Origin of the sequence: Paenibacillus sp. V4I3, assembly GCF_030817215.1 — a bacterium.
In the GTDB taxonomy this organism is placed as follows: Bacteria; Bacillota; Bacilli; order Paenibacillales; family NBRC-103111; genus Paenibacillus_E.
Window position 1 is genome coordinate 6,652,795 of the sequence record NZ_JAUSZA010000001.1, and the last position, 14,835, is coordinate 6,667,629.

General features: G+C 47.2%; 8 protein-coding genes. All 8 read right to left on the reverse strand.

Annotation, left to right across the window (positions count from 1 at the left end; translation table 11 throughout):
• Positions 1-22: 22 nt before the first annotated feature.
• Complete coding sequence (locus tag QFZ77_RS30650) at positions 23-3,877, reverse strand: carbohydrate-binding protein (RefSeq protein WP_307445678.1); 3,855 nt, start codon at positions 3,875-3,877, stop codon at positions 23-25.
• 51 nt (positions 3,878-3,928) lie between these two features.
• Positions 3,929-5,941 (reverse strand): alpha-L-arabinofuranosidase C-terminal domain-containing protein, encoded by a 2,013-nt coding sequence (locus QFZ77_RS30655; protein WP_307445680.1) that lies wholly within the window; start codon positions 5,939-5,941, stop codon positions 3,929-3,931.
• A gap of 24 nt (positions 5,942-5,965) precedes the next feature.
• Positions 5,966-6,859, reverse strand: coding sequence for a carbohydrate ABC transporter permease (locus tag QFZ77_RS30660; protein WP_307445682.1), 894 nt, complete (start codon positions 6,857-6,859; stop codon positions 5,966-5,968).
• A gap of 13 nt (positions 6,860-6,872) precedes the next feature.
• Entirely contained in the window at positions 6,873-7,829 is a 957-nt protein-coding gene (locus QFZ77_RS30665) for an ABC transporter permease (protein WP_307445683.1), read from the reverse strand.
• A gap of 25 nt (positions 7,830-7,854) precedes the next feature.
• Positions 7,855-9,438, reverse strand: a complete 1,584-nt coding sequence (locus QFZ77_RS30670; protein WP_307445686.1) for an extracellular solute-binding protein — start codon at positions 9,436-9,438, stop codon at positions 7,855-7,857.
• A gap of 116 nt (positions 9,439-9,554) precedes the next feature.
• Positions 9,555-11,159: a response regulator transcription factor gene (locus QFZ77_RS30675; RefSeq protein ID WP_307445687.1), complete on the reverse strand. Its 1,605-nt coding sequence runs from the start codon at positions 11,157-11,159 to the stop codon at positions 9,555-9,557.
• A 3-nt stretch (positions 11,160-11,162) separates the two neighbouring features.
• Complete coding sequence (locus tag QFZ77_RS30680; protein WP_307445690.1) at positions 11,163-12,941, reverse strand: cache domain-containing sensor histidine kinase; 1,779 nt, start codon at positions 12,939-12,941, stop codon at positions 11,163-11,165.
• Positions 12,942-13,025: 84 nt separating this feature from the next.
• Positions 13,026-14,813, reverse strand: coding sequence for a family 43 glycosylhydrolase (locus tag QFZ77_RS30685; RefSeq protein ID WP_307445693.1), 1,788 nt, complete (start codon positions 14,811-14,813; stop codon positions 13,026-13,028).
• Between the last annotated feature and the right edge of the window lie 22 nt (positions 14,814-14,835).

Consider the following 14,835-nt stretch of genomic DNA (forward strand, 5'->3'; position numbering starts at 1 on the left):
CAGAAGAGGGTGATTTTGCCGTTTATTCCGCCGGATTCGGCGTGACTATGAAGTTATCGATTAAGCTTTCACTGTTGAAGCTTCTAACTCCTATTTTGCCATGCGTGAAAGCCGTCCCGCTCTGATCCGTGTAATCAATTAGCGATTTTTCCATGTCCCCAACATAAACCTTGATCCTAGTGCCGCTCGCAACTACCTTCATTTGCTGCCAATTCCCAACCGTGCCCGCTAGCGCCGTTCCGGTCAAGTACTGGAAGTTATAATTGAATTTACCCAGATGCACGCCATCTGTGGTCAGGTATGCGATGTAACCCTGAAGGAAATCGTTTCTGTTCTGCCCTAATAACGTTCCGTCAGCGGGATTGTTTACACGGAAAATGATGCCTGCATTACCTCCCGCTTGCGTATTTGCGCCCAACTTGATATCCGTCTCCACGATATAGTCCGACCAGCTGCTGTCGCCGATAATCGATTTCGGATACCCTTTCGGCTGCGATTTGTATACGCCTTGTTTAGGAACGATCGGGTCATTGTGGAAACGGAAGCTGTAAAAGTCGAACTCGCCGGTTACAATTTCCACCTTGATGGTGTGATTGCCTGCGGGAAGGGCAACTCCTTCTTTCGTTACCGTCATCCATTCGTGAAAACCGCTGGTGTTCGGAACATTGATAATACCTGTAAGGTCGGTTGTATCATCAAGCCAAAGTCTGACTTGACTGCCCTCCATGCCTGTAGCCACTCGCAAATCCAGCTTGTATGAACCTGCTTCGGTGACATTCACATTGTATTTCATCCACTCGCCGGTCTGGTTCCAACCCGTCGTGACCCCTTCCGGGAGCATACGGATATCGACGGCATCGGTACGGTATAGACGACCAATGTTGTCCGGCGTGTTGTCATGGTACGCAACCCCTTCCCCTCCATTCATGTAATCCACGGCAAGAACGGTCCCAGGAAGCATCTGGGATTCATGTAACGTATTAAACGAGAGACTAGCGAAATCATATTCGCCCTGGACGATTTCAACCTTGATGGTATGGTCGCCTTCCGGAAGCATTAGGTCTCCAAGCTTGACGTTTCTCCAGTTATTCCATCCTCCGGTATTGGGAATATCCACGACACCAGTTAAATCGATCGTATCATCAAGCCACAGCCGGACTTTCCCGCCGTCAAGCCCCGTTGCGATCCGGACACTGACGTCATAAACAGCGGGCTTGGCAACGCCCACGTTATACTTCAGCCACTCGCCTGTCTGGTTCCAACCGACATTCCAGCCTCCTTTCGGATTGACGCGAATGTCGACCGCATCTTTGCGATATTGGCCGCCGATATTCGTTGACGTATTGTCATGGTAACCGACACCCTCGCCACCTGTGTTATAATGAACGGCTTCTACAACGCCCGGAAGAGATTTGGGTACGTCGAAGGAAACGAACTTCAGCCTTGCGAAGTCATACTCGCCTTTAAGCGTTTCGAAGGTAATCGCATGCCGGCCCTCCGGCAAATAGACGCCTTCGGACACCGTTGTCTGCCAATTGTTCCAGCCCCCGGTACTCGGTATATCAATCGCACCGGTCAGATCCGTATGATCGTCCAGCCATATACGCGCTTGATTATCGTTGAACGTGGTTGCTGCCGTTACTTCGATCTTATACATTCCTGCGCGTTTCACGTCGATGTTGTATTTGAGCCATTCGCCGGCCTGGTTCCAGCCGACATTAAGACTGTTGAAATTATTGTTCGTACGGATATCGACGGAATCGCCTCGATATGCACCGCCGATGTTTTCAGGAGTATTATCATGGTAGGCTATACCTTCACCGCCCGTATTGTAGAAAGGCGCTTCGATGATACCCGGGACCAGTTTCGGAATGTCAAACGGAGTTGCTTCCCCGGTATCTACCCGCCAGCCCTGTTCGAATTTCATCCAGTCGAAATCATTGCCGTCATTGAAATCATCGGATATGGGTGTCGTAGCAGCGGAGCGGCCAAACTTCAAAGAGGCCAAATTGAACGGTCCCCCGACAGTTATCACTTTGATCTTATGCAGCCCTTGCGGAAGCTTGACATCCTGTATCACCAGATTGTTCCATTGATCCGCACCTCCTGTTGAAGGAAGCCGTACCGTATCCGTCAGTTCGGTCGATTCATCAAGTTCAAGCTTCACTCGCGCATCGGTTGCTGCGGCATACCTGATTACGACATCATAGGTTCCCGCTTCGGATACATTTACGTTATATGGCAAATTCCCTTTATTGAACAATGCGACATGATAACCGCCATCCGGATCTTCGGCGATATTGGATTGATCGAACTTTCCATCGGACTTGCCATTTCCATTCGGGTTGAAATGGACGGCCTGGATCTCGCCGGGAATCGGCTTGTAAGCGGCGTTGGCACTGTTTCCGCCAACCTTGTTGCTAAATGCGACATATCCGAAATCCGCTTGCGCATCTGTTGTCGTGTAACCGATCTTGCCCTTGCCAAGGCGTTCGACGGATCGGGTTTGCTTCAGCATGCCGTCTACATGGATGCGATAGTCGGAGCCCTCCTTCTCAACACGGATCTGATGCCATTTCGTATAATCATAGCCATCCGGAAGAGGGGTAGTTACCTGGTCTGTATCCTTGCCGTCCACGCGGAACACGGTCTCCAAACGATTTTGTTTGGGGTTAAGTACGGCAACACCATAATTGTTCTCATTCTTGTAGGAGAATACTGCACCCATCAGCGGGTTCGCGCTGTTCCCCTTCTCTGATTGCTTGAGGTTGAACTCCGCTGTGAAGTTGTCATCCGTCGCTTTCTGGGATAGAAGCTTATGAGATTGTTCCGGTTCACCCATTGCATCTTGATACAATGTACTACCGTCCCGGATTCCCCAATTTCCTCCGCCTACAACCCTCCAATCATCACCCAATCCATTTCTTTGGAACCGGTCGCTGAACTCAGGCATTGCCGGGTCGGGCTGTTCGGATGTCGTGGGACCCAGCACGAGCAACTTATCCCCGTTCCATACAATCCGGTCAAGGTTCAGATTTCGCCCCGGATTGGCATGACTGTGGTATACCATATAATCGGAATCCAGATCGGGACCACGAACAATGGAGTTATGCCCAAGCCCGACATGATCTCCTTCCGCATCGAGAAGAATCGGGTTCTGGGATGCGGCCGACACAAAGCCCGTAACCGGACTCGAGCTGCTTGCATAATCCACCCTATAAGCATCGCTCCATACATGGTTTCCGGTATACGTCATATAGTATTTTCCATTGCGTTTGATTAACGTCGGACCCTCGGTCCAGCCCTTCATCACGGCTCCCGTATTCGCTTTCTCTCCGAACGAATACGGATCGGACATCGGACGAACGTCAATATTGCCATTGCCCGTGCTGTAGAAGTACCATTGTCCGTCATCGTCAATGAATACGTGCCCGTCAATGCCATTTACCTTGTTGCCCGTTTGGTCCGTGAAGGGACCCGTAGGACTGGAGCTCCTCAGCACGCGATGACCGCGCTGCGTGGTACTGTCATCCCGAAGCAGAGCCGTATACATGTAAAAATCGCCGTTCCAGTAAACAACCTCCGGTGCATAGGCTCCTTTCGTAACCGGTTCCGCAGCGCACAGACCGCGATATTCCCAATGCACCAGGTCTTCCGACGACCAAACCTTCACACCTGGCTTATCGTCCACCGTACTGGTGTACAGATAGTAGACTCCGTTAAATTTCAAGATGAACGGATCACCTTCCCCATAAAAATCCCCATTTTCCCAACGCCATGAGTCTGGTACGATTTGCGGATTGCTGTATGCGAATCCTGATGCCGGAAAAGACATGATCAAGACAAAAGCAAGAAGTCCCGTCAACCATTTTTTCATTTATCATCAGCTCCTATTCCTGTTACCGTAACAGTGAGACCTTTACTCCCGTTAGCGAGTGATTTCTAATACATAAACGGATGACGCCCTCAGCTGACAGGTCACTTGAGATTTCATTACTGATAATTCATGAGCTTCGCAGACCACCGCATCCGGATTATTCACACTATTGAAACATTCGTAATCATCCGCCGTTACTTCCAACAGACGAGCTGTGCCCGATTCGGCAAATCCGTCCAACTGCACGTCGGTTAGCGTAGCTTCGAGACTTCGATTCACCATAAAGATCGTCAGTTTATCGCCACTAACATTCGTACAAGCCACGACGTCCAAATTCGGCAGGTTATCAAGCTGGAGTGCAGCAGGCGCAAGGCTACCCACTTGAAAGCTGCCGCAATCGGTATAGCTCTCCACCACATAGAACAAGTCTTGGTTTGCATACATTTTCATGACATAATAGCTTGAAGTGCCATATACGGTTAAGGAATTCTCGCTTCTGCCAGCGGACTTACCGCGAAACTGATCCGCATAGAAATCCCCTACTCGGATACATCCGCCAAGCCAGCCGTTGACGAGGTCGGAGAAGCTGCCTATTTCAATCAAATCGCTATTTCGAATGTATTCATTTAAATTCGCTGCATTTGCAGCTGCAGCTTCTAAGGTGTGTTCATTCGGAAGACCCTTGCGGATGGTATTCGGATAATACATCATATTGTATTCGGTGATCGCCAATTTCAGGTGAGCATAACGGGCGGATGATCCGAACATCTCCCTTAATTGCCTTACGGTTTCCCTCGTCCATTCCGGATAAGAGAGGATGGCCTTATAGCGCTCTTCTTTCGACGTATGAGCATTCATCCCAAAACGATTGTATCCATGATACAAATGCAAGGTTAAGTAATCGATCTGCTCAGCAGCTCGTTCCAGCAAGGTTTTGTTCCAATCCATTTTCTCATAACCGCAAGCGAGCAGCCTAATCCCTGGATCGATTGCTTTCATAGATTCGGCAAATCGCATGTAGCGTTCCGCGAATTGCTCGGCGCTGCAATGTCCGACCTGCCACCCACCCCATACCTCATTGCCGATCTCCCAGTACTTCACGCCATACGGCTCGGCGTGCCCATTAGCAGCCCTCAGTTTTCCCATGGGGGTATTCGCATCGCCATTACAATACTCAACCCACTCGGCCGCTTCCTCCGGAGTACCCGAACCATCGTTTACACAAATCAGAGGCTCCACATTCAGTTCACGGCAAAACCCAATAAACTCATCCGTTCCAAAATACTTATTCGTCCAGCCCCCCCATGCTTCATTGATGACACTGGGGCGCTCATACAAAGGGCCAATCGCCTGCTGCCAATGATAGGCACTAATATAATTCCCTGCAAGCCGCATCATGCCGGCATTCAAGTCCCTAGTCATATCCATAACTTCCTTGCGAACATTGCCTACACTGTCAGAAGGTAGCAGCGAAATATGATCAAGCCAAAGCATCCCCGTGGATACATGATCCAGCCAGCGTTCATGCTCCAAAGGTACATATAATCGGAACTCCGCATGCTCACAAGACCGACTGACCGTCAGTCTCGATTCATAGTGCTTCCAATTATGGCTCACCACATCGATTCGTGTTGAACCAAGCACTTCTTCACTTTTCTTATCTACAATCTCTGCTACAACATACTTGATTTCGATAGAAGCTCGTGCATACAGAGTCAAATAACAGCCATCCGGGTCCTGTTTTACAGCAATTGCTTGGCTTAGACCTGCGTAAGCCTCATCGTCGCTATAGATTCGTACCCGCTGACTATGTCCGGAATGATGCGCAGCAGCGGGTTCGAGCGCATAAAGAGTACTCTTCCCATTCGTATAAGGACGCCAGCGTCCGGAAAGCCCCCTGCATGTCACATCTGCACTTTCAAAATCCATATCCGCAAGCGGATAGGCCAACATCGCATCCATATGATCACGGATATCTTCCACAAAATGTCCGAATATATAAGGATTAATTCTGTCTTTACGGACTTCATTCGTCTTCACCTGGATCTTAGCTCTTGCTTGCATGAACACAACGCTTCCTTCCATCCGTTATCCTTTTAATGAACCAATCATAACGCCCTTCACAAAATGCTTCTGTACAAAAGGATACATCAGCAGTACTGGCAAGCTGGAAATAATAATCACCACATATTTAATACTCTCAGCCAGTAGTATTTTGGATTCCAGACCAACATTGCTGTCAACCGCATCCGCCTGACTGACCATCAGCACTTCGCGCAGCACAAGTTGTAACGGGTACATATCTTTGCTGCGAATATAGATCAAGGCATTGAAGAATGAATTCCAATGACCAACCGCATAAAACAGGATCATGACAGCCAAAATTGGCTTGGATAGCGGCAATATCACATGTGTTAACAGCTTCCAGTTCGAACACCCGTCGATATGGGCTGCTTCCTGAATTTCCCAAGGGATGCTGGATTGAAAATAGGTTCTCATGACAATTAGATTATAGGTGGCAATTGCGCCAGGAATAACTAGCGCCCACATCGTATCCACCATACCTAAATTTTTCACAAGGAGATAAGACGGAATGAGACCACCGCTGAAAAACATCGTAAGCGTTACAAAAAACATAATGATTCCCCGCCCGGGCAGGTCTGGTCTCGACAGCGGATAAGCTGCTAATGTCGTCATGATCAGGTTGATGACCGTACCTACTGCTGTATACAGAACGGTATTTCCATATCCGTTCCAGATTTGATCGTTTTGAAAGACATTCCGATAGGCCTCCAAAGTGATCTGTTTAGGCAGCAAAACCACTTCCCCATTCAGTACCAGTGCAGGATCACTGAAGGAGGCACTAACGATAAATATTAGCGGGTACAACACTACTGCTACGATAAGGACGGCCAATGCGCTTACCACGGCATCGAATATTTTTTCATCCGACTTCCTTTTCTTGAGCGTATGTTCCTTCATCTCATGGCCCTCCTCACCATAAACTTGTCTCCGCCTTTTTACGGGCAAAGCGATTCACGAGTAACAGCAGCGCCAGGTTAATTACAGAGTTAAACAAGCCTATGGCAGCGGTATAGCTGTACTCCCCTTTTAAAATACCTGCCGAATAGACGAAGGTAGATATGACATCGCTTGACTCTAAATTCAAATTATTTTGCATGAGCAAAATTTTCTCAAAACCGACATTCATGAAATGTCCGACATCGAGAATGAGCAAAATGACGATGACCGGGAGAATGCCTGGAATGGATACGTGCCAGATGCGCCGCAACCGGCTTGCTCCATCCATTTTGGCCGCTTCATACAGCTGCGGATTGACTCCGCTGAGCGCTGCAATATAGATAATCGATTGCCATCCCATATTTTGCCATATGTTGGAACCGATAAAGATCGACTTAAACCAGGCCGCCGAATCGAGAAATCGAACCGGAGATCCGCCAAATGCCTCAATGATCGTATTTACAGGACCTCCTCGCGGAGATAAAAACACCATCAGCATCCCTACCATAACGACGATGGAGATAAAATGAGGGATATACGTAATGTTTTGCACAATTTTGCTGAATGCTTTGTTACGAATTTCAGTAATGAGTAAAGCCAGAAGGATGGGAATTGGAAAAGCAAACAATAAAGAGAACAAGTTAATCGAAATGGTGTTCCACAGCAGCCTCCAGAAATAATAAGATTCTATGAAGCGCTGGAAATGATCAAAGCCCACCCACGCGCTGCCGCTGATCCCTTTGGCCGGACTGAAGTTTTTAAACGCGATTTGCAAACCATACAAAGGCCCATAATGGAACACAAGATACCATGTAATAGGAATGAGCAGCATCAGGTAGAGATCGTATCGACTACTCAGTGATTTAAAGAGGCTGGAGCGCCTCGATTTGGATCGAGACGAGGCGCCCGCCGTACTTGCTGTATTGTTCATCTGTAGCCCTCCAGCTCATTGGTGCTTATTTTTGCTGTTTGAGGTTGTCGTAGGCGACCTGGTACAGCTTTTGCAGCTCGTCCATTTTCATTTTCTTCAACGTGTTCTGGAACTCTCCCCACTTATCGAAGCTAAGAGCGCCTGCAATAAATTTTGTGCTCTGCTCTTCGTAATATTTATCAATATCGTTACGCAGCACATTGATTTGTTGGGCTGTTTGCTCGTCAAACATAGGGACTGCATAGCGAATCTTCGGCATGTAAGGATCCAATTTCTTTTGGGCTTCCTGAACCTGCGGCGGATTGATGTAAGAAGCTACATTCTCGCTGATCAGATGCGGCGCCCCACCTCCGGCATAAGGGGTGATTTTGGATTGATTGCCTGTCGCCAGGAAGGCATTCGTATAATAAGGAATCCCATCGCGTAATTCATAATTCTCGCCTTTGCGACCGAATCGGAGTAACGTGGATCCTTCGTCGCCGTAGAAATAATCCACCCAACGCATCGTTGCTTCCGGATTTTTGTTCACCGAGGTGATGGCAAAAGCTCCAAAATCCCTTGGTATCGGAGCGGCCAACTGCAGTCTGTCACCATGCGGGCCTTTGACCGGAGCTATACCGATATATTGATCGGCCACTTTCGTATCCAGCATGGGATTGTTCGTCTGATCAAAGAAGAAGCCGGTATTTCCTGTCCCTTGTTTCGTCAAATATTGAGCTTCCTTCTGGGTAAAAAGCTCCGGATCCAGCAGTTTTTCCGAATACAGCTTATTTAAATACATCAACAATTCTTTATTCCGATCGCTTCCCATCCAAATATTAACTTTGTCATTCTCCAGGTTAATGTTATAACCTAACTGAAAATCCAAACCAAATGATCCGGCCATGATCGGTACGATACTCAAGGCGTTACGTGCAGTCATCGGAAGCTCGTCTTGTTTGCCGTTGCCATTCGGATCTTTATCCCGGAAAGCTTTCAGCACCTCGTACAGATCATCCGTAGTCTCAGGTTCCTTCAGGTTCAGCTTCTTCAGCCATACTTGGTTCATCCAGCGTTTATCGGTTCTGGCAGCGTTTACAGTTACAATACCCGGCAGGGCATAAATATGACCTTCAGGTGTTGTAATGGCGGAACGAATCTCTGGATACGTATCCATTAGCTTCTTGAGGTTAGGCGCGTACGAATCTATCAGTTTCTCTAGCGGGATTAATTGACCGCCAGTGCCATAGCGAATAGCCTCCAAAGGAGTAAGACCTGAGCGGTACATAGCATCAGGGAGCTCATTCGATGCAAACAACAGGTTCTTCTTCTCATTAAAACCGTCCGTTGGTGCCTCGATAAATTCAACTTGAACATTGCTCATTTTTTCGAAATCCTTGAAAACGGGCATATCCTTAAAAGGTCCATTGGTTGGCGCAATTCTTGTGAACATCTTCAGCTTAAGCGGCTCTTTCACAATGGGAAATCCAGCTGAAGACACACTTTTCACATCATCGGCTTGAGTTTTGCCCTCTTTCTCTTTGCTCGGGGTATCCGAGCTGCAGGCGCTTAGTGTCATACTGGATACTACTAAAGTTGAAAGCAGTACCGTCCCCCAATTTCTTTTCATTCTTTCGTTCCTCCGATCAAGTTGTTTTCACCCTTATAAGAAAGCGTTTTCTAAGGGGTGATCTAAGTATAGTTAATTCATTCTTTGGGATGATTCAACATTTATGACTTTCCATTCTACTTTTTTGACGGTTTTAGATGATCCATGTACGCCTGAGGTGTCATTCCTGTTATGCTTTTAAACACTTTAAAAAAGTACGTATAACTCAAAAATCCAACCTCACTGCTAATCTGTTTCAACGCATAGGTGCCGGATTCCATAAGCATGCAGCTCGTTTTAATACGAACCCGGTTCAAATACTCTGTGAAGGTCATAGCCGTTTCCTCTTTGAACAATCTGCTTAAATAGGAAGGATTCAGATTAAGGGCACTCGCCGTAATGTCCAAGGATATGTTGGAGGCATAGTTATCGGTGATAAACTGTATGGCTTTCGAGATATGGCGCGAATAGGATCCCCCTGCATGCTCTTTCTTGATGGCCCCAACAATTCGCGCATAGTAGTTTAACAACCATCTCTCTAGCTCAGCAACGCTTCCCATTCGCCCAAGCTCATTCCTCGAGGGGATGAGCCCGTTATCTTCTAAGGATGAATGAGGAAAATGCCGCTTCCATGCCCTTTCAACAAGATGAAGCATTTCGCTTACAATGATTTGCACTGTCATTGCGTAGACTGGCTGACTACGCAGTGCAGCAAAAATGGTTGAAATGATTTGATTTATTCTTTCCCCATCCAACTGCTCCAGAAAAAGCAGCAATTGCTTCTGTTCATCCATAAAAAGAGAATCTTTCAGGATGGATGCGTTCAAGCCTTGATCGAACATGACGTTTATATCCTGGTTTGCTTTGGTATAGCTGGAGCCAACCAACCGCAAATTTCCGCATAGCGGCCCCATGGCATAGACGCATTTTAAGTTAAGGAATTTCTCGAGAGAATGAGCAAGGGAGCTCGTGGCTTGATTGATTTGGGTTGTAACCGTATGTTCACTTCGATCTTCCGAAGAAAACAGGACAATAAACCGTCCCTCCCCCACATAGCCTACCGTCCGCTTCTGAATGTCGCCAATTGCCATTTGCATGACTTCCGTGGCTTGCTGAACAAACCGATTTTTCTGCACATCGGTAAAGGACTCTGTCAACAACAGAAAAGGTACGATTTGTACAGCTGCGGTTCCATAAGTGATGGAACTGGTATACAGATCATTGTCCCGTGCATAAGACTGCAGCACTTCCCCGGCTTCTTGTACACCTCTAGCCAAATTAGCTACATGCTCGCGAAGAATAACCGGACTTAGACGTTCAATCATTTGGGTTTGAGCACTTCGAGCTTCATGCTCCCGTTCTTCACTCTGCAATTCCTGAACCGCTTTATCCAGAAGCGTCAATAGAGCTCCCGCGTTCAAGCGATGCTTGAGCAAATAATCCATAGCCCCATTCATGAGGCAGGTCCGAACATAATCGTAATCGTCAAAGCTGCTCAGCATGATCATTTTAACCTTGGGAAACCGCTCTCTGATCATACGGCTCAGTTCTACCCCATTCATTAACGGCATGCTCACATCCAAGATAGCGATATGCGGAGGTTGCTGCTCCATCATGGAAAGCGCCATAGATCCGTTATGTGCTTCACCCCATATGGTGAATCCATGCTTTTCCCAATCCAACATACTCTTCACATCGTTACGTGCCAACGCCTCATCATCAACCAATAATACCTGAAACATTCCTCATTCCTCCTGCCCTTTTCGATCCGTACCCGGCACCAATGGAAATCTGATCTGCACAGTGGTATAGGTATCTGGCTCACTATAAAGAAACACGCCGTAAGGCTCCCCGAACAGTCGAACAATGCGTTCGTGCACATTGCGAACTCCCATGCCGCTGAAGCGTGTGTTCGTCTGGACTTTATTCACTTCAAACAGCGCATCGATCTGTTCCTTTGACATCCCTTTGCCGTTATCTCTTACTTCGATTCTCAGTTCTTTGTTTTCCTCGTAGATGCGAATCAACACCAGGCCCTCGTGCTCCGAGGAGGAAAGCCCATGAATGATGGCATTTTCCACAAGAGGCTGCAGCATTAACTTCAATACGCTGAACTGTAAAAGCTCTTCATTTTCGACTTCTATCTTCACATGGATGGGCTCCACATATTTGTATTTTTCAATATTGACGTAGCTGCGGACATACTGCAGCTCTTCTTGCAGGGAAAGAAATTCATTCGTATTCCCCAATACACCGCGCATGAGCTCGATCAAGGACTCCGATACCTCAACAATATTCGGCACTCCGTTAAGTTTGGCCAAATACTTGACCGTATTCAGCGTGTTATACAGAAAATGGGGGCGAATTTGAGCCTGCAAAACAGCCAACTCCGCCTCACGCTTCTCTTTCTCGGTCGTCACGATTCCCTCAAGTAAACGTTTTAATTCCTCTACCATACTTTTGAATACGTGATAGAGTTGACCTATTTCATCCTTGGAATGAATTTCGATAGTCGGTAGCGTCAAATTGCCTTCCATGACATGCATCATCATGGATCTCAGCCTTCGAATATTTCTTGTGATTCTCGAGGAAACCTGTAAAGTGCCGATGACGATAATTATAAACACAATAATGGCTACAGTGGCTAATACATTTCGGATCCGCGTCGTTTCAGTTAAGAGAGACTTCATAGGAACGAGTGCCACCGTGGACCATCCCGTATAATCCGATTTCCGTGTGATGACCAGGTAAGATTTCTGTCCGATGACCCTTTCAACCGAACGATCTGAACCGGACGTCTCCTGATTGAGCCCAATGATCACTGCCTTGTCAAGGGCGCTTGTTTGGGGTTGATAAATAAATTCGTTGTTCCTATCAACCACATACAACATACTGTCCGATGTAGGTTTGACATCATATATTTTCTTAATGAACTCGTCATTTAGATCGAACATCACCATTCCGATTAAGTTACGGTTATATCGGAGCTCGCGCCCGGTAACAATAGAGTCACTTAAACCGGTTTGATGAAAATAAGCATGCCCTGAGCCATTTTGAAGTAAATAATCCATCATCGGTGTGTATAAAATGTTCTTGTCGAGCCATGGGGATCCGACAAAAAACACCTTTTCGTTCAACCCTATGACGGCAACTCGTGAAATATATGGCTTGTAGGCAATCAAAGCGGATAAAAACTCCTCGATCCGCTTTTGCTCCTGGAACCACTCGTAGCTTGGTTCCTCCGTCTTGCTAAGCAGCGTATCCAGCACCGTTTTATTGGTAGCGACCACCGTATTTAATCGACTAACTTCCTCCAACCGGAGATTTAAGGATTCGTCCGCCTGGCGTATGCTTTCCGTAACGGAAGTAATCGCATTATTCTTCACCGTTTCTCTCATGTACAAATAAACAATACTTGTCACAGCAACGATTCCAATCAGAGTAACCAGACTGAATGCGACAAAGATTTTCCCCTGTATGCTTACCGTAGGTGAAACCAACTTTTTTACGGAGAAAAACTTCATGGACCGGCAGCTCCTTTCCATTTCACGAATATTAGAAAAAAACATGAATCCAGCCCGATCAGGGTCATGATTCATGTTTTTATATTACTCACAACAAGGCTCTATGCATAGCCCCTCTCCATCCTCTTCGGCCCCCAGCAGGACAATTCCCACACGAGTCCGAAATGGAGCGGTCCGATCATTACCAAAAAATGTAGACATGAGTCTGCCGTCACGATCGATAAACATCGTTCCGTGGCCTCCATGGGGTACTGCCATCCGTCTTGGGGTATAAGGGCCGTACAACTCATCCGCAACGGCATACATCAAATCATAAGTACCGTCCACTCGTTTATCGCCATTCCATTCCGCAGCACCAAGAATATACTTGCCTTTATACTTCACGATGAATGCACCCTCATAGCCTACGTGCTTTCCATCCGAGCACAGCAACTTGCGGGGGTCCTCCGCAAAGCCTGTCATATCCTTCTTCATCCTGGCAATTTTACCGTCCTGCCATACAAAATATACTTGACCATCATCATCCTGGAACAGGCTGGAGTCAATATCCGTATTCGTCATGCGACCCATATCGATATACGGTCCTTCTGCATTTCCAGATATACTTTTAATCAACCCGGTGCCTCCGCCTTTTAGCGAATAAGTAATCCAGAATGTTCCGTACAAATAGATCATCTCTGGGGCCCAAAGACACGGATTCTCATATATGTTGTTCTCCCATGTGCCATTCTCGGATAAATCCCATACTTTGGCCACATGGTTCCATTCCTTCAGATCATTTGAGCTCCACAAGTGAAGCTGATTATTTCGGTCCCAAAAATTTCGATGCGGCTTGTCTGAAGTCCCCGTCAAATAATACATCCCATCCGGTCCTGTGCTAATATGGGGATCCCGAATCAGGAAATCCCCGACGGGTCTAAGACTTCCCACAGCTCCCTTCTCCAGCACTGTTCCCTCCATCGGTCTGATGAATCCCTGGCCTGCAAAGGACATGGGTACAACGGAAGGATAATGTTCCACCGGTGAATAGCTGCCACAGCCCGTAAAGGATGCACACAGCTGATTTTCCGGTCCGGTAAATAATGAGACTTGTCCGCCATTGGGAAGTGCCAGATACCGTCGGCTGTATGGACCATAGATCGATTGGCTCACCGTTACAAAGGTATCTACTGCATCGCTGCCCATCCTCTCAAGCTCATCTGCACAAAACATATAGTAGTACCCATCCCGCTTGTATAAAAAAGCCCCGTAACTTCCTACCTGCAGATTCCGTATGTACGATGGATGATCCTCCCGCCCCGCGACCTTCCAAGGCTGCACTTCTACCATCCGGGGAATTTCCTCAAGACCGGTCATGTCCTCATTCATTCGGGCGATTTTTCCATTGCTGTAAATCCAATAAACAACTCCGTCTTCATCCTCAAATAAAGAGGCATCCTGCCCGTCGGTTGTTATCTTCCCCATATCCTGGTAAGGGCCCATGACAGAGGCTGACAAGCTTTTGAGCAAACCGGTGCCGCCTTGTTTCAACCCGTATGTGATCCAGAACGTTCCTTTTACATAGTGGATCTCCGGCGCACAAATACCAAAGGGGCCATCGCTCTCCTTTTGCCACGTTCCCTCTTGTTCCAAGCTCCATACGGCGGCTGGCCCCGTCCATGTTTTTAGGTCTGCGGATGTCCATACCTGCAAGCTTGAACCATCTGTCGTACCTGTCAAATAGTATAGATGATCCGGCCCTGAGCAAATACTGGCATCTTTTAGGGAGACATCCAAAATCCGTTCTATCATTACTGCAGATTCAGAATAGCCTGTACAGGCGGACCACTCCGTTTCAGGATGAGGTGGTTGACTAATAAAATCACTGTTCATTGTATTTTTCCCTTCATAAAAT

Coding starts and splice junctions, on each gene's coding strand:
- QFZ77_RS30680 (WP_307445690.1), bottom strand. CDS start 12,941: ATGAAGTTTTTCTCCGTAAAAAAGTTGGTTTCACCTACGGTAAGCATA.
- QFZ77_RS30685 (WP_307445693.1), bottom strand. CDS start 14,813: ATGAACAGTGATTTTATTAGTCAACCACCTCATCCTGAAACGGAGTGG.
- QFZ77_RS30670 (WP_307445686.1), bottom strand. CDS start 9,438: ATGAAAAGAAATTGGGGGACGGTACTGCTTTCAACTTTAGTAGTATCC.
- QFZ77_RS30660 (WP_307445682.1), bottom strand. CDS start 6,859: ATGAAGGAACATACGCTCAAGAAAAGGAAGTCGGATGAAAAAATATTC.
- QFZ77_RS30665 (WP_307445683.1), bottom strand. CDS start 7,829: ATGAACAATACAGCAAGTACGGCGGGCGCCTCGTCTCGATCCAAATCG.
- QFZ77_RS30675 (WP_307445687.1), bottom strand. CDS start 11,159: ATGTTTCAGGTATTATTGGTTGATGATGAGGCGTTGGCACGTAACGAT.
- QFZ77_RS30655 (WP_307445680.1), bottom strand. CDS start 5,941: ATGCAAGCAAGAGCTAAGATCCAGGTGAAGACGAATGAAGTCCGTAAA.
- QFZ77_RS30650 (WP_307445678.1), bottom strand. CDS start 3,877: ATGAAAAAATGGTTGACGGGACTTCTTGCTTTTGTCTTGATCATGTCT.